Annotated in this window: 20 protein-coding genes and 1 pseudogene; 4 read left to right on the plus strand and 17 right to left on the minus strand. The window is 31.8% G+C overall.

The genetic code is table 11. The features are described 5' to 3' along the window. Positions 1 to 77 precede the first annotated feature (77 nt). From AA076_RS12270 to AA076_RS12310, 10 genes and pseudogenes are all read right to left on the minus strand, one after another. Positions 78 to 902 (minus strand): formate/nitrite transporter family protein, encoded by an 825-nt coding sequence (locus tag AA076_RS12270; RefSeq protein WP_000572040.1) that lies wholly within the window; start codon positions 900 to 902, stop codon positions 78 to 80. Between the two features lie 216 nt (positions 903 to 1,118). Further along, positions 1,119 to 1,301: a hypothetical protein gene (locus tag AA076_RS12275; RefSeq protein WP_000230294.1), complete on the minus strand. Its 183-nt coding sequence runs from the start codon at positions 1,299 to 1,301 to the stop codon at positions 1,119 to 1,121. Between the two features lie 83 nt (positions 1,302 to 1,384). Beyond that, on the minus strand, positions 1,385 to 1,852 hold the full coding sequence (locus AA076_RS12280; protein WP_000153344.1) for an SRPBCC family protein: 468 nt from the start codon (positions 1,850 to 1,852) through the stop codon (positions 1,385 to 1,387). A 185-nt stretch (positions 1,853 to 2,037) separates the two neighbouring features. After that, on the minus strand, positions 2,038 to 3,588 hold the full coding sequence (gene adcA / locus AA076_RS12285) for a zinc ABC transporter substrate-binding lipoprotein AdcA (RefSeq protein ID WP_000727762.1): 1,551 nt from the start codon (positions 3,586 to 3,588) through the stop codon (positions 2,038 to 2,040). Positions 3,589 to 3,782: 194 nt separating this feature from the next. Beyond that, positions 3,783 to 3,848 (minus strand): annotated as a pseudogene (locus AA076_RS15975) (hypothetical protein); the annotation flags it as partial. 34 nt (positions 3,849 to 3,882) lie between these two features. Beyond that, a complete protein-coding gene (locus AA076_RS12290; protein ID WP_000113262.1) occupies positions 3,883 to 4,149 on the minus strand; it encodes a Txe/YoeB family addiction module toxin in 267 nt (88 codons plus the stop codon). Continuing rightward, on the minus strand, positions 4,149 to 4,400 hold the full coding sequence (locus tag AA076_RS12295; RefSeq protein WP_000584499.1) for a type II toxin-antitoxin system Phd/YefM family antitoxin: 252 nt from the start codon (positions 4,398 to 4,400) through the stop codon (positions 4,149 to 4,151). Before AA076_RS12295 ends, AA076_RS12290 begins: the two co-directional genes overlap by 1 nt. 164 nt (positions 4,401 to 4,564) lie before the next feature. Further along, positions 4,565 to 4,666 carry a hypothetical protein gene (locus AA076_RS15575; protein WP_001791744.1) on the minus strand — a complete coding sequence of 34 codons (102 nt, stop codon included), beginning with the start codon at positions 4,664 to 4,666 and terminating at the stop codon, positions 4,565 to 4,567. A 6-nt stretch (positions 4,667 to 4,672) separates the two neighbouring features. Next, positions 4,673 to 5,272 carry a DsbA family protein gene (locus tag AA076_RS12305; protein ID WP_000162813.1) on the minus strand — a complete coding sequence of 200 codons (600 nt, stop codon included), beginning with the start codon at positions 5,270 to 5,272 and terminating at the stop codon, positions 4,673 to 4,675. A gap of 18 nt (positions 5,273 to 5,290) precedes the next feature. Beyond that, a complete protein-coding gene (locus AA076_RS12310; RefSeq protein WP_000819843.1) occupies positions 5,291 to 5,653 on the minus strand; it encodes a DUF4467 domain-containing protein in 363 nt (120 codons plus the stop codon). Between the two features lie 254 nt (positions 5,654 to 5,907). On the opposite strand from AA076_RS12310, the gene fmhA reads away from it, so the two are divergent. Next, on the plus strand, positions 5,908 to 7,158 hold the full coding sequence (fmhA, locus tag AA076_RS12315; protein WP_001012222.1) for a FemA/FemB family glycyltransferase FmhA: 1,251 nt from the start codon (positions 5,908 to 5,910) through the stop codon (positions 7,156 to 7,158). A 96-nt stretch (positions 7,159 to 7,254) separates the two neighbouring features. Here the strand turns inward: fmhA and AA076_RS12320 are convergent, their stop codons facing one another. The 4 genes from AA076_RS12320 to mdeA form a co-directional block, all read right to left on the minus strand. After that, positions 7,255 to 7,986 carry an amino acid ABC transporter ATP-binding protein gene (locus AA076_RS12320; protein WP_000615461.1) on the minus strand — a complete coding sequence of 244 codons (732 nt, stop codon included), beginning with the start codon at positions 7,984 to 7,986 and terminating at the stop codon, positions 7,255 to 7,257. Further along, complete coding sequence (locus AA076_RS12325; RefSeq protein WP_000479576.1) at positions 7,983 to 8,702, minus strand: amino acid ABC transporter permease; 720 nt, start codon at positions 8,700 to 8,702, stop codon at positions 7,983 to 7,985. Before AA076_RS12325 ends, AA076_RS12320 begins: the two co-directional genes overlap by 4 nt. Further along, a complete protein-coding gene (locus tag AA076_RS12330) occupies positions 8,683 to 9,462 on the minus strand; it encodes a transporter substrate-binding domain-containing protein (RefSeq protein WP_000825929.1) in 780 nt (259 codons plus the stop codon). The genes AA076_RS12325 and AA076_RS12330 overlap by 20 nt, the downstream gene beginning before the upstream one ends. Before the next feature lie 120 nt (positions 9,463 to 9,582). Continuing rightward, entirely contained in the window at positions 9,583 to 11,022 is a 1,440-nt protein-coding gene (gene mdeA, locus AA076_RS12335) for a multidrug efflux MFS transporter MdeA (protein WP_000038961.1), read from the minus strand. Positions 11,023 to 11,195: 173 nt separating this feature from the next. Between mdeA and AA076_RS15585 the strand changes: the two genes are divergently transcribed. Continuing rightward, positions 11,196 to 11,300 carry a putative metal homeostasis protein gene (locus tag AA076_RS15585; protein ID WP_000762708.1) on the plus strand — a complete coding sequence of 35 codons (105 nt, stop codon included), beginning with the start codon at positions 11,196 to 11,198 and terminating at the stop codon, positions 11,298 to 11,300. A 153-nt stretch (positions 11,301 to 11,453) separates the two neighbouring features. Here the strand turns inward: AA076_RS15585 and AA076_RS12350 are convergent, their stop codons facing one another. From AA076_RS12350 to AA076_RS15590, 3 genes are all read right to left on the minus strand, one after another. Next, the gene (locus tag AA076_RS12350; protein WP_001125208.1) at positions 11,454 to 12,140 is read right to left on the minus strand and encodes a 2,3-diphosphoglycerate-dependent phosphoglycerate mutase; all 687 of its coding nucleotides are present in this window, start codon (positions 12,138 to 12,140) and stop codon (positions 11,454 to 11,456) included. Between the two features lie 326 nt (positions 12,141 to 12,466). Next, entirely contained in the window at positions 12,467 to 13,333 is an 867-nt protein-coding gene (locus AA076_RS12355) for a cation diffusion facilitator family transporter (protein WP_000019127.1), read from the minus strand. A gap of 552 nt (positions 13,334 to 13,885) precedes the next feature. Continuing rightward, positions 13,886 to 13,990 (minus strand): hypothetical protein, encoded by a 105-nt coding sequence (locus tag AA076_RS15590; RefSeq protein WP_001789935.1) that lies wholly within the window; start codon positions 13,988 to 13,990, stop codon positions 13,886 to 13,888. Between the two features lie 94 nt (positions 13,991 to 14,084). Here AA076_RS15590 and sbi point away from each other — a divergent pair, with 94 nt between their 5' ends. Then, a complete protein-coding gene (gene sbi, locus AA076_RS12365; RefSeq protein ID WP_000792564.1) occupies positions 14,085 to 15,395 on the plus strand; it encodes an immunoglobulin-binding protein Sbi in 1,311 nt (436 codons plus the stop codon). A 535-nt stretch (positions 15,396 to 15,930) separates the two neighbouring features. After that, entirely contained in the window at positions 15,931 to 16,860 is a 930-nt protein-coding gene (hlgA, locus tag AA076_RS12375) for a bi-component gamma-hemolysin HlgAB subunit A (RefSeq protein ID WP_000594519.1), read from the plus strand. Positions 16,861 to 16,931 lie beyond the last annotated feature (71 nt).

Here is a 16,931-nt window from a genome sequence, read left to right on the forward strand (position 1 = left end):
ACGTAAAAAACCATTCAAATTCATGAATGGTTTGGAAGAATGATTCATTGTTACGCTATTTAATCACTACATCTTAATTATTGTTGCTCTAAACGATTACGCTTACCATTTAAGAAAGCATAAACGAGACCTACAAAAATACCGCCACCGACAAAGTTACCTAAGAAAGCAAAAACGATATTTTTTAAAACGTGTAACCATGAAACTGCATCAAGGTTAAAGAATACCATACCTGCATATAGACCTGCATTGAACACAACGTGCTCATATCCCATGTATACAAAGACCACGACACCACAAGCTATGAAGAATGCCTTTGTTAAGCCGCCTTTGAATTGCATAGAGATGAAAATACCAATATTAATAAAGAAGTTACAGAAAATACCTTTTGTAAAAATATTCAACCATGTTGAATCAACAGTCTTTTTCTGAACTAAAGCTGTTAAAGCTTGTGTCATTTCAGGTGTCATGACATGCGCAAATTTCATTAAGAAAAATAACACAAACCCACCTAAAATATTTCCTAAGAAACAATATAATAAAATCCAAGTCATCTTCTTAACAGAAACGACTTTATAATACCAGCCTACTGTAAAGTACATGAAGTTACTTGTTAATAATTCAGAGTTAGTTAATACAACTAAAATCAAACCTAAACTAAACGCAATGGCTCCCATTAAATTGATAAGTCCATCTACGTGAGTACTCGCAAACTGCGTCTTTATTCCGAACATAAATACAGTAACGATTGAGAGTAAAAATCCGGCCATCATTGCTTTAAGCATATATCGGCCAGGTGTTTGCTGTACCATTACTTGCTTCATTTGTACTGAAGATGATATTGAATCAACAATTGCGCCTGTTGAATATGTATCTTCAACTGTTTTCTTATTTTCTATCACAGTACTTCCCCCATTTACTTTGATCAAATAAAATTTACTTTCTAATTATATTAGTAAATCAATGTAATTGATAGATTAAATTTCAGAAAAATCTTTTTATTCTCTCGAAAATGTAGTTTTCTTTCATAAAAACAGCGAGATAAATCGCGTGATTGGCTAATATCTTTATGATTTAAGATATTACGACGCTCATTTTATCTCGCTTTATGTAAAGTATTACTTATTCTTTTTTAAATTTGAAAAGTAATGTAAACCATATGCAAATACACTGTAACCAATTGCAGTACGTAAAATAAACCTTATAACTTTATTAGGTACACATTTTGACGTTACTGAAATAGAAGATAGTAGTGTTGTGAAAATATATAATATTAAAACTTTGATATAACGTTCTACCATCGAATCATCCCTCATTTTTATAATATTACAAGATTATTATAAACCGAATGAAACAAAAAAGTTTTTACATATTTTCAACAACTTTATTTCAATAAAGCATCAAGTTGATCTAAAGTTTGATTCATACCTTGTTCAACACCCATGTTTATGACTTGTTGAGCGGCTTCTTTTGTTGGAAATACCGATGTTGATGTCACTGTCGTTTTCGTTGTATTGCTCTTGGAAAATGACAAAGTAATTTTCATGCTTGGCATTTTTGTATCTTTTGCACCTTGAGGTGTCGCAAATGAGTCAATATATTCAATTAAATATGGACGCTTAACCGTTTTATATTCTGCTAATGTATAGCTGGTCATTGTAGGTGTTTTAATCGCATAAAATGCATCACCGCCTGAAACAGCATTAAAGCGAAACACTTTGGTACTAGCGTCTTTTGGATGAAACCATTTTTCAAATAATGCTTTTGTCGTATAGGCATCAAACACCTTTTCAATCGGTGCTTCTATCGTTCTTGAAAAAATAATTTTATTATCTTCAACTTTAATCGTCATCTTCCCACTCCCTATCTTTTATATTTACTCATCTTAACATGCATTGAGTAACATATGTTACCAAATCATTTGTTATAAACTATAGTAATATTAATCATTCCCTCTGTTGAAATTGATAACTACGAAATAAAAAACACACTCTATTCAGCTATTAACAGTTGAGTAGAGTGTGCAAACCTGTTGAATTAATGCGCTAACATTTCTTCTTTGATTTGGTCTTTATTTAATTTTGAAGGATAATATGTTGGCCAGTTATCCATTTCTTTTAATAACGCGTCATTATCATTACCCATAAAGATATGGAAGTGTTCTGCCTTTTTAGGTGCAATGTTGTGATCGCTAAATTGGATGAATTTCGGTAAGTCTTTATCATTACCATCGACCAATTTAAACATAAATCTCACGCCACGGTTACCTTTAGGATATTTCAATGTTTTCTTACCATTGTATTCATATTTACCAGTGTGTTTCTTACCATCTTTAGTAAATGTAATTTCATTTCCTTTTATATCAATGTTAGTAATATCAGTTTTATATCCTTTGTCATAATAAGCTTTTAAATCTTTAGCAGATTTCTTCGGATCATTTTCAGCTTTATGTTCCATCACTTCATCAAGCGTACCGTCTTTTAAGTAAGGGTAAACAGATTGCCATTCACCAGCATAATCGCTTAATTCACGGTCTTTAACTTGCTCATCTTTAAAATACCCATCAGAAATTGCTTTGTCATGTTTACTTTCAGCTTTGTCGTCTTTCACTTTAACACCACTGTCTAAAGCTTTACCGATATTTTCAATATTAGATTTCATTAATGATTGATACGTAATATTATCTTTTTTCTGTTGTTCTTTATTTAAAGACTCCATGTTGTAGAATTTTAAAGGCTTCGCATCTGTTTCTTTACGAATTGTTTCAGTCACTTTATTCGCAACATTATCTTCGTAAAGAATATATTTAGCATTGCTATCTCTAATTTCTTTAACAATTTTAGTTAATTCTTTTTGTGATGGATCTTCAGCATTCATGTTTTGAATACCTTTTTGAACAAAACCATAACAATCAGCTAAGTATCCAATTGATTCATGTGAAATGAATACTGCATTACCTTGCTTATCTTTTGTAACTTGCTTCATATCGTTATCAATTTTCTTAAGATCGTCGTTTAATTTTTTGTAGTTTTTCTCATAGTCATCTTTATGTTTTGGATCTTTTTTCACTAATTCATCTTTAATTTCTTTAGCGAAAGTTTGGTTAATTTTAGGATCTAACCATACGTGTGGATCATATCCACCATGATGATGATGATGTTCTTCTTTCTCATGATCATGTCCCTCATGTTCATGCTCTTCACCATGCTCGTGTTGATCAGTTAAAAGCTTTGCTTTATCTAATTTATCCTCTAAAGACAGTTTTTTATCTTTATCTTTGATAGTAGATGCAACTTTCTTAGCAACCGGATCTAAATTATCCCCTGTATACATAAACAAGTCTGACTTGCTTGCACTTAATATATCTTTTTGTGTTGGTTCATAGCTATGTAAATCTGTCCCTGCTGGATAGATTGATGATACCTTCACGTGTTTTCCACCAATTTGCTCTGCAAATGATTGCAATGGATAAACTGTCGTTTTAATTGTTACCTTGCCATCTTTATCTTTTCCATCATCATTCCCACATGCGGCTAATGATAAAGTTACGGCTGGTACAAGAAGTAACATACCTAATTTCTTTTTCATAGTCACCCTCCTAAATAGTAATCTTTACGTTTTAAAATTATATACTCATGCTACTTAAAATACAAGCACTGTTTTTATAAATAATATAAAGTCGAATCATACTTTAGGTATTTACCACTTTTCGTTTTATCTAATACATGACTATTGTACAAATATGATACAGAAAACTTTATAGTATTTACGAACGTCATAATATAAGAAAAAAAGACAATCTCTATCATATTGCTAATAGAAATTGCCTTTTCATATTGTCCTAAAATAACTTACCCTATTTTTATAGTGTGACTTTTAGATTTAATAATGGTATTTACATGATGCTATTTTTATATGATTGTCATCTACTGTATAAACCAATCTATGTTCGTGATTGATACGTCTACTATAATACCCAGTCAGATTCGATTTTAACTTTTCAGGCTTACCTATACCTTCCAATGCACCATTTCTGTCAATACTTTTAAGTAACTCATTAATCTTCTTCACCATTTTTTTATCGTTCTGCTGAAAATACTTATAATCTTCAAAGGCTTGAGGCGAAAACGTAATATTTAACCTAGCCATTATACATCTATATCTTTCGTTATAGTTTTCCCACGTTCTAGATCTGCAATTGATTGAGCTAAGTGTTCAGCATTATTTGGGTTCTGTTGGAGGTAAAGTGTTTCCATCATGGAGTTATAATCTGATTCTGACATGATTACTACGTTTTTATCATCAGTAGATGTTACAGTTACCATATCACTATCATCATTTACTTTTGTCATAAGTGCCTTTAAATTCTGTCGAGCGTATGAATAATTTTTAATAATCATATTTATCGCCTCCTTTTAACACACCTCAATTGTACAAATATCTGTACAATAAAACAAGCGACACAGAAAAAAACTACTAATCAAGATTTCGCACGGGGAAGAATCAATACCTATCCTGTACTGATTCCCTACTAAACAATGTTTACATGATAATTTCCACCTATTTAGACTTCATACATTAAAAAGACAATCTCTATCATATCGCTAATAGAAATTGCCTTTTCGTATTGTCCTAATAAATTGGTATCACTTACTGATCTCAACAATTAAGACTATTTGATTTTATCTTTTAATAACTTCTCATAACTTTCATAATCATATGGATCTTCAACTTTCTCGCCATTAATAAATGCAGTTGGTGTCGTTTTTATATGATTATCTTTCGCTATTTTTTTATCTTTCTCTGCAGCTTTCCAAGACTTGCTATCTTTTGTCTTGTAATCTTTTATAATTTTATTTTCCGTCTCTTTATCTAAATGCAGTTGTTTAATATGTTTATCTAATAGTTCTTTTGTTAACCATTCTTTATTTTCATCTTGCTGGGCAGCAAATAATTGCTTTTGAAAATCTAAAAATGATTTAGGTGCATACATCAATACTGCATGACTCGCACGCGAACCAACAATTGAGTCTTTACCTAAGAAAGCTAAATTGACAAATTGGTATTCCACTTTGTGATTATCTATATAATTTTTACGCAACTTTGGCATGACTTTTTCATCTAATTCTTTACAATAAGGACATTTATAGTCGCCATATACGACAACTAATGGTTTGCCGTTTTTCGAAGATGTCGTTGCTGATTCTTTTTTACCGCAAGCTGTTAAAATTAACATGCTCACTATAAATAATGTTAGTAATTTTTTAGTCATAATAACTCCTATTCATATCTAGTTCGTCATATTTTCTTCATGATAATCCGCATCATGTTGTTGATAATATCGTCTCGAATCAAAATCTTGCTTATATGATACACGTTTATCACTAAAATCATATGCATAATAATGCACTTCATCATCATTACTCAAAGGTTTATAAGCTAAAATGATAATTTTATCCTTATCATAGACATAAATATTAGCATCTTTGCGTTCAAAATGATCAACACGATCACCGTTGCCTTTTTTGGCAAGTTGTTCTTGTTTTTGATTTTGAATTTTAACTGCTTCATCTATTTCTTTCACATATTTATCATTACCACATCCTGATATAAAGACTAGTAATAATAATACCGTCGCCACAAATCGCTTCAATGCTCCCACTCCTACTATCAACTTCCAACTAACTTTCAATATAATTAATACTATACACCGTCAAACATTAATGCGCTACAACTACTACCAATGCATTTAATATAAATATCCAAAGAAATAACAGTTATGTATAGTCAAAGAAAAATATATTTCATTTTCTATGTGTATTTGTAATCAGTTTTTGATAAAATAAAAAAATAGCATTATTAATAAATTCAAAAATTATAGTTCAATTCAGAGAGGGATGGGATAAAATGAACTTTGTAACGTTGACTTCGGATGAGTTCAATGCGTTTACAACAAAGCATTTTTCACATTACACACAATCAGCTATTCATTACAATCATAGAGTTGATTTAAAAGGCGATGTGCATCTTGTAGGGGTTAAAGATGACAATGGTCAAGTGATTGCAGGATGCTTATTGACAGAAGCACGCACACTTAAATTTTTCAAATATTTTTATACACATCGCGGGCCAGTGATGGATTATACAAATCAATCATTAGTAGCATTTTTCTTTAAAGCATTAACGTCATATTTAAAGAAACACAATTGTTTATATGTCCTTGTAGATCCATATTTAATTGAAAATTTACGCAATGCAGACGGTGAAATTGTTAAATCTTATGATAACCGAGCATTTGTTAGAACAATGGATAAATTAGGTTATAAACACCAAGGTTTCCCTGTAGGTTATGATTCAATGAGCCAAATCCGTTGGCTGTCAGTGTTAGATTTAAAAGATAAGACTGAAGACCAACTTTTAAAAGAAATGGATTATCAAACGAGACGTAATATTAAAAAAACATATGATATTGGTGTCAAAACTAAAACGTTAACGATTGATGAAACGCAAACTTTTTTCGACTTATTCCATATGGCTGAGGAAAAGCACGGTTTCAAATTCCGTGAGTTACCATACTTTGAAGAAATGCAAAAGTTATACGATGACCACGCCATGTTAAAGTTGGCGTATATTGATTTAAACGAGTATTTAAAAACGTTACAATTAAAGCAACAACAATTAACAGCTGAACTCTCAGGTGTTGAAGAAGCATTGGAAGAAAGTCCTAATTCAAAGAAAAATAAAACGAAACGCACACAGCTAGAACAACAGCTAAATAGCAATAAGCGTAAAATCGACAATACAATAGAACAAATTGAACAAGATGGTGCAGTCTTAAACTTAGCTTCTGCTTTATTTATCTACAATGAGCATGAAGTTTATTACTTATCTAGTGGTTCAAACCCTAAATATAATGCTTATATGGGTGCCTACCATTTGCAGTGGGAAATGATTAAGTTTGCTAAAGCGCATCATATTGATCGCTATAATTTTTATGGTATTACCGGTGACTTTTCAGAGTCATCAGAAGACTATGGCGTCCAACAATTCAAAAAAGGTTTTAACGCACATGTAGAAGAGTATATCGGTGACTTTATTAAGCCTATCAAACCATTACTATATAAGGTACAAACGTACTTAAATCATAAACGTCGTTAAAATATCGCTCCAAGATTATGACAACATAACAAAGAACCACGCATCATGTATATGGCTTCATCGCCATACTAAAACATGATACGTGGTTCTATTTGATTATTCTTCATTTATAACATTTAAGAAACGTCTTAATTCTTCTGTTTTCGGACGATTGAACATCTCTTCTGGAGCCCCTTGTTCTCCGATCATGCCTTCATGAATAAATACAATGTTATTAGATACTTCTTTAGCAAAACGCATTTCATGTGTCACAATGACCATTGTCATGCCTTCATTAGCCAAATCTTTAATAACCTTTAAAACATCATTCACAAGTTCAGGATCAAGTGCAGATGTTGGTTCATCAAACAACATCACTTTAGGGTTCATTGCTAGTGCTCTTGCAATAGCAACACGTTGTTGTTGACCACCTGATAATGCATGTGGACGTTGATCTTTGACATGTGTTAAACCAACTTTCTCAAGTAACTCAAGTGATTTCCCACGTGCCTCATCCTTTTTCAACTTTTTAACTGTGATAAGACCTTCCATTACATTTTCTAATGCCGTCTTATGCGGAAAAAGGTTATAACTTTGAAATACCATACCAGACTGTTTACGAACTTCTATTTGTGATTTTTTATCTTTAGATGTATATGTTTTGCCGTTAACATAAACTGTACCTTCAGTTGGAATTTCTAATGCATTAATCATACGTAACAATGTTGTTTTACCTGAACCAGATCGACCGATTAAGGTTACAACCTCACCTTGTTCAACAGATAAATCAATACCTTTGATGACTTCAACATCATTAAATGATTTATGGATATTGTTCAATTGAATCATGAGCGATACCCTCTTTCAATATAAGATTCATAGATACCTTGGATAATTGAAATAATAAAGCATACCACCCAGTACATTAGCGCAACTAACACATAAATTGTTAAATATTCATATGTTGTAGACGCAACTTCTTGAGCTTTTCTAAACATTTCAGCCACTAAAATAAATCCTAATAATGATGTATCTTTGATTAAACTTAAAAATGTATTACCTAGTGCAGGAATCGACACTCGAATTGCCTGCGGTAAAATGATACGTTGTATCGTTTGACCATACGTCATACCGATGGAATATGCAGCTTCTGTTTGTCCTTTCGGTATAGAAATAATACCGCCACGAATAATTTCCGAAGCATACGCACCTACATTTAATGATAAACCAATAATAGCAGCCACTACAGGTGCCAATGTCCATTGGTTGTCAGCGTCATTTGTTAATAATCTACCTAATTCTGGAATACCATAAAATATGATAAATAGTTGTACTATCATTGGTGTTCCTCGAATAATAGATACATAGACACGTGAAATACTTCTTAAAATTTTACTCGTTGAAATTCGCATTAATGCTGTAAATAATGCAATAATCAATCCTAAAACAAATGTAACTAATGTAATAGGAATTGAATATTTGACCAAACCTTCTAGCATAGGTCCGAAAGCTTGTTTTGCAGCATCTAGCGCATGTTGTTGTTCGCTATTTAGATTTAGAAACATCTTGACCAAACCATTTCTTACCTATTTTAGCTAATTCACCGTTTTCCTCGATTTTTTTCAAGCCATCATTGAATTTTTGAACTGTTTCATCATCTGCTTTTTTAGAAAATGCAAATGCAGATCTACTTTGTTCAGCATTACCTTTGATTGCTTTGATCTTAGCATTAGGTTTTTGTTTTTTATAATCCAAGTATGACAGACTATCATTAAATGTACCATCAACACGCTTAGACAATAATAAATCCATTGATTGGTTAAAGCCATCAACTTTTGTAATATCAGCACCTTTATCCTTAGCTAATTTACCATAATTAGATGTGAATGTTTGTGCTAACTTCTTACCTTTAACATCATCAAAATCTTTAATATCTTTTTCATTTTCACGAATAACTAAAACAGCACTTGAGAATGTGTAAGGCTTAGAAAATTTATATTTCTTTTCTCTATCAGGATTAATACCTACTTGGTTCGCGATTACATCAAAACGCCCTGCGTCTAAACCTGCAAACATAGAATCCCAAGAAGTTTCATTAAATTTAAGTTTTAAACCTTCTTCTTTAGCCACTGCTTTAATAACATCAATATCGTAACCAGTTAATTTACCATCTTTATCGTGGAAACTAAATGGTGCATAAGTCCCCTCAGTCCCAACATTAATTGTCTTGCTATCTTTACTAGCTTCCTTGTCTTTCGACGAATTGTTTCCGCATGCAGCCAATATGAAAACGAAAGCTATCATCACAAATAAAAGTCTTTTCATAGAATATATCTCCTTATTCTTATTATTCTAATCGGAATAAAAATATTTTAATCTGAAATGCCGGATAAGTCAATATGTTGAACTTTTGCTAAAAAGCTTTATATAGCTAGCAACTTATATTTATTGACGAGAATCAACTTCTTTTTTCTTACCTTGTAACATAAATGAACAAAAGAAACTAACAACTGTAATCAATAATGCAAATAAAAATCCAGCGTGATAACCATGCAACATCGTATCAACTTTAATTTGATTCATCATATCAATTTTGTTCATGCCATTATAGTCTGACATAGTTGGAGAAAAGTTTTTGCTTGCATGGGATAAAATAGTAATTAATGCAGCTGTTCCGATAGAACCAGCAATTTGTTGTACTGTGTTTGTCATAGATGAACCATGTGCATTCATTTCTGGCTTTAATTGATTCATCGTATGGGTCATTACTGGAATTAATCCTAACGCGATACCAACCATTCGAATCGCATAAACTGTTGCCAACATGATTGTTGATGTTTGTTCATCCATTACAACAAAATAAGCCGTAGTAATAACAACAATCGCCATACCTACTAAAGCAAGATTTCTAGGACCAAACTTTTCATATAAAGCACCCGAAGTCATCGACATAAATGCCATAACAATTGCTCCTGGTAATAAAGTTAATCCAGAATCTAAAGCTGAACGATGCAATAAATTTTGCACAAAGATAGGTAAAATCGTTTCCGAACCAATCATCGATACCATTGTGACACCCATAATAATGATACCAACTGTAAATTGTTTATTTTTAAATACAGCAAAATTTAATAATGGTGTTGATAGCCGATATTGACGTAATACAAATAATGCGACTAAAACAACGCCTCCAATCATAGATACTAATACGATAGGATTATCAAAACCTTTTTCTGAAATTGAACTCGTTCCATACAATAACCCGCCGAAACCTAGTACAGAAAAAATGACAGAAATAAAATCAATAGGTACTTTAATTGTAGTTCCAACATTTTTTATCGTTTTAAATCCAATTAAAAATGTCACAGCTGCAATTGGAGCGACAACATGGAAAAGCGATCTCCAGTTAAAATATTCAACAAGGTAACCTGAAAGAGTAGGTCCAATAGCTGGTGCTAAACCAATTACCAAACCAAATATCCCCATATATTTACCGCGTTCATGTGGTTGGAAAACATCCAAAATCGTTGTCATCATCAATGGCATCATAATACCTGCGCCTAACGCCTGAATAATTCTAGCAACTAATAATGTTGCAAAGTGCGGACTCAAGCCGCCGAGTAATGTACCTAAGAAAAAGATAGAAATACCCACTAAAAACACTTGTCTTGTTGTATAACGTTGTATAACAAGCGCGGACAAAGGAATAACAATCCCATTAGTCAATAAAAAAGCTGTTGTCAGCCATTGAACTTGTGTATATGAAATTTCAAAATCTTTCATAATACTTGGTAAAGCCGTCACTAATAGTGTTTCATTTAATAATCCAAAAAATCCACCCATCAGCATAGTAATAATCATCGTTAATTTTTGTTTCTTCGACATTTAAAGCTTCCCCCTCACCATCTAAAAAACGACACACATTTTTAGATATCCGGTAATTATACCCATTTTCCAAAAAATTAGCACGACTTTATTACAATTTCTTTAAAACGTAATCATTACTATTTACATATGAGTAGTTATCGGTCATAATATATTTACAAGGAGGGATAGAGATGAAATTAGATTTACAGACTGCTCGTCGTAATTTAAATAGCCCTAACATTAAAACAAGAAAGCGTGCTTTAAAGATTATTAAGCAACATAAAAGAGCGAAATAATTGTTTTAATTTGACTATATTGTATGTCTAACTATATTTTCGAGTATCCCTAGCTCGTTAATATAAACTCTATACTTAACTATTTCCTTACATTACTTCACATATTTAAGAGCTGCATATACACTCACTCCTTGTGTACATGCAGCTCTTTTTTTATAAGTAGTATTTATCTATAACTTCTAAATCATCCGTTAATTCATAAACAAGCGGTGCACCTGTTTTAATTTCATAATTAATGATATCTTCATCTGACACATCTTCAAGATATTTAATCAATGCGCGAATTGAATTTCCGTGTGCAGAAACTAATACCGTTTGACCATCTAGCAAATATTGTGAAATATGATCTGTCCAAAATGGTATCACTCGAACTAAAGTATCTTTCAGACTTTCAGAATAAGGCATCATACGTTTATCTAAATGATTATATCGACGATCAGCTAAGTAAGCTTCACGTTGTTCTTCGGTTTCAGCAGGTGGTTTCACATCATAAGAACGACGCCAAATATGTACTTGTTCTTCTCCAAATTCTTTTCTAGCATCATCTTTATTTAAGCCTTGCAATCCACCATAGTGGCGTTCATTTAAACGCCAGCTTTTATATACAGGAATCCATTGTTGTTTAGATTCAGTTAAAATATAATGCGTTGTATCTAAAGCACGTGTTAATAACGATGTAAAAGCTACATCGATGGCAATGTTATTTTCTCTTACTTTTTCACCTGCTCTAGTCGCTTCATTAATACCTTGTTCAGATAAATTAACATCTTCCCATCCAGTAAATAAGTTTTTAGCATTCCACTCGCTTTGTCCATGACGACATAAAATTAATTTTGGCATAACTTATAACCTCTTTCCTTTAATCTTTAGGACGTTATTTCAGGGATATTTTAAGATGATTTAATCTTAGTAATTTTCTTTTCAATATATTTTAAAATTCAATGATTAAATCAATTATCACTAGACATTAAATACATAAATCCTATTCCCCATTTTCATTTTTTAATTCATAAATGAATCAATAACCACCTAATAACAAATCATATTATACACCTTTGTTCTCTATTTTTCTAAGGTTTAAAAAATATTTTTAGGTAAACCTAAAAATAGATGTAATAAAAACGCCTCCTCAGATATTTATATATCTATGAAGACGTTTAAATACATTATAGATGGTCTGGTTCTGGGTGAACGTATACTGAGGAAATACCTTTTTTGTGCAAATGATGTTCGACATTGTCACAAATTTGATGCGCTTCTACTAAGGAAAGGTTAGCATCTACAACAATTGTGACATCAATAAACACACTACTTCCATGGTAACGCCCTTTAATACTTTTAACTTCTTGTACTTCATCAACTTCTAAAATATCATTGCGATACGCTTCTAATTCAGTTTCATTGAAACCATCACTCAACATAAAAATTGCTTCTTTAAAAATACCAAAACCAGTATAAACGATTAGTAAGCCTAGTAATGTTGCTAAAATAATATCGACAATTGGGAAACCGATTTGCGTAAAAATTAATCCTATCGCTGTTCCAATGCTGACTAAACTATCCGATAAATTATCTTTGGCAGCCGAATTTAAAGAACTACTTTTCGTTCTTTTCGCTAGTCTTTGATTGACTGCAAATACAATCAACATTACAAGACCACTGATTAAGCTGACGATAATTGTTATTGCGTTAGGTACAACGTCATCTTCTTTGAACAAACGAGGTGCATTTTGAATAACTACTTGGATACCTACAAACATAATGACAAATGACACCAATAATGAAGAAATATTTTCAGACTTCAAATGGCCATAAGGATGATTTCGATCGGCAGGTTTAATTGAAATTTTCAATCCAATAATAACAGCTAAAGAAACGATAATATCTGTCATATTGTTTAATGCATCGGCTCTTACAGCTGCAGAGTTAAAGACAAAACCCGTGACATACTTAACAATAGATAAGATTATATATACAATTAAACTCAAATAAGCACCGCGTTGCGCCAATTTAAGATTTTCATTATGAGACATGCGTTGAACCACCTTGAATTAGTATAGTAACAATATTATGAATGATTCATTTTAATTTTACAACGTTTTTAATTTTTATAAATTTTTATAAAATTAAACTAATTTATTCATTCGCAACCCCTAAAAATAATTTTTAGCCTTTCTGCGAATTTTATGAGCTAGAAAGGCGCCCAACTCTCCCTGTTTGTTAACTTTCGCCTCGAAAGTTTCTATGTTGGGACCCTATGCATTAGTAGCGAAGCTATCTAATGTGTTCCTTTATTTTCTGCGAATTTTATGAGCTAGAAAGGCTTATGCAGTTGACGTTTTACGTCCAACTGCGTTCCTCCGTCTTCTTCAAATTTATTTGTTAGAAAGGCACCCAACTCTCCCTGTTTGTTAACTTTCGCCTCGAAAGTTTCTATGTTAGAACCCTATGCATGAGTTGCGAAGCTATCTAATGTCGTGAACTAATTATATAGAAGAAAAAGTGCATCAATGACAAATTAAATGAGATTTCTACTCTACCAAACTCTCTTCGAAAGACAATTTTCTCCTCTATTTATTAGCAAACTATTGCATTTCTCCATATAGTACTTCCTTACTTAAAATACGCTGAATGTTCTGAATTAAACGCTTTTTTACATAGTTAACACTAGTTAATCTATTAGTTAACATTAGTTAATAATTAGTTAATTTCCATTTGTATTCTCATGTGATAAATTCTAAAAGCATACAATAAATTTAATATGTAAAAAGAAAGGGAATACACATGAAAAATAAATATATCTCGAAGTTGCTAGTTGGGGCAGCAACAATTACGTTAGCTACAATGATTTCAAATGGGGAAGCAAAAGCGAGTGAAAACACGCAACAAACTTCAACTAAGCACCAAACAACTCAAAACAACTACGTAACAGATCAACAAAAAGCTTTTTATCAAGTATTACATCTAAAAGGTATCACAGAAGAACAACGTAACCAATACATCAAAACATTACGCGAACACCCAGAACGTGCACAAGAAGTATTCTCTGAATCACTTAAAGACAGCAAGAACCCAGACCGACGTGTTGCACAACAAAACGCTTTTTACAATGTTCTTAAAAATGATAACTTAACTGAACAAGAAAAAAATAATTACATTGCACAAATTAAAGAAAACCCTGATAGAAGCCAACAAGTTTGGGTAGAATCAGTACAATCTTCTAAAGCTAAAGAACGTCAAAATATTGAAAATGCGGATAAAGCAATTAAAGATTTCCAAGATAACAAAGCACCACACGATAAATCAGCAGCATATGAAGCTAACTCAAAATTACCTAAAGATTTACGTGATAAAAACAACCGCTTTGTAGAAAAAGTTTCAATTGAAAAAGCAATCGTTCGTCATGATGAGCGTGTGAAATCAGCAAATGATGCAATCTCAAAATTAAATGAAAAAGATTCAATTGAAAACAGACGTTTAGCACAACGTGAAGTTAACAAAGCACCTATGGATGTAAAAGAGCATTTACAGAAACAATTAGACGCATTAGTTGCTCAAAAAGATGCTGAAAAGAAAGTGGCGCCAAAAGTTGAGGCTCCTCAAATTCAATCACCACAAATTGAAAAACCTAAAGTAGAATCACCAAAAGTTGAAGTCCCTCAAATTCAATCACCAAAAGTTGAGGTTCCTCAATCTAAATTATTAGGTTACTACCAATCATTAAAAGATTCATTTAACTATGGTTACAAGTATTTAACAGATACTTATAAAAGCTATAAAGAAAAATATGATACAGCAAAGTACTACTATAATACGTACTATAAATACAAAGGTGCGATTGATCAAACAGTATTAACAGTACTAGGTAGTGGTTCTAAATCTTACATCCAACCATTGAAAGTTGATGATAAAAACGGCTACTTAGCTAAATCATATGCACAAGTAAGAAACTATGTAACTGAGTCAATCAATACTGGTAAAGTATTATATACTTTCTACCAAAACCCAACATTAGTAAAAACAGCTATTAAAGCTCAAGAAACTGCATCATCAATCAAAAATACATTAAGTAATTTATTATCATTCTGGAAATAATCAATCAAAAATATCTTCTCTAGTTTTACATCATTTTTTAAATAATTTTCGTAACAAACCGTGATTAAAAAGAACCGTTGATTCTCAATCGAATCTACGGTTCTTTTTTCATTTTCCATCAATTAAATGCTTCTTCGCTATTTGTCAGCCCACTTTTTTACCTGCAACTTGTTAAATAATCCTTACATCGTTAACGAATAGTTCATCATTTAGTTGAATCAGCTCAACTTTATTAACTTCATATTTTCACAAACTATTGCGCAATCCATTCCTTTTCCACTACAAGCACCATAATTAAACAACAATTCAATAAAATAAGACTTGCAAAGCATAGTTATGTAGCTATATAAACGCCTGCGACCAATAAATCTTTTAAACATAACATAATGCAAAAACATCATTTAACAATGCTAAAAATGTCTCTTCAATACATGTTGATAGTAATTAACTTTTAACGAACAGTTAATTCGAAAACGCTTACAAATGGATTATTATATATATGAACTTAAAATTAAATAGAAAGAAAGTGATTTCTATGATTAAAAATAAAATATTAACAGCAACTTTAGCAGTTGGTTTAATAGCCCCTTTAGCCAATCCATTTATAGAAATTTCTAAAGCAGAAAATAAGATAGAAGATATCGGCCAAGGTGCAGAAATCATCAAAAGAACACAAGACATTACTAGCAAACGATTAGCTATAACTCAAAACATTCAATTTGATTTTGTAAAAGATAAAAAATATAACAAAGATGCCCTAGTTGTTAAGATGCAAGGCTTCATTAGCTCTAGAACAACATATTCAGACTTAAAAAAATATCCATATATTAAAAGAATGATATGGCCATTTCAATATAATATCAGTTTGAAAACGAAAGACTCTAATGTTGATTTAATTAATTATCTTCCTAAAAATAAAATTGATTCAGCAGATGTTAGTCAGAAATTAGGCTATAATATCGGCGGAAACTTCCAATCAGCGCCATCAATCGGAGGCAGTGGCTCATTCAACTACTCTAAAACAATTAGTTATAATCAAAAAAACTATGTTACTGAAGTAGAAAGTCAGAACTCTAAAGGTGTTAAATGGGGAGTGAAAGCAAATTCATTCGTTACACCGAATGGTCAAGTATCTGCATATGATCAATACTTATTTGCACAAGACCCAACTGGTCCAGCAGCACGAGACTATTTCGTCCCAGATAATCAACTACCTCCTTTAATTCAAAGTGGCTTTAATCCATCATTTATTACAACATTGTCACACGAAAGAGGTAAAGGTGATAAAAGCGAGTTTGAAATCACTTACGGCAGAAACATGGATGCTACATATGCTTACGTGACAAGACATCGTTTAGCCGTTGATAGAAAACATGATGCTTTTAAAAACCGAAACGTTACAGTTAAATATGAAGTGAACTGGAAAACACATGAAGTAAAAATTAAAAGCATCACACCTAAGTAAACAGTTCAATCATCTTAAAAAATCCTGGGACACTTCATACTTGTCTCAGGATTTTTTAACAAATTGAATCA

It is taken from the genome of Staphylococcus aureus (assembly GCF_001027105.1).
GTDB classification, from domain to species: domain Bacteria; phylum Bacillota; class Bacilli; order Staphylococcales; family Staphylococcaceae; genus Staphylococcus; species Staphylococcus aureus.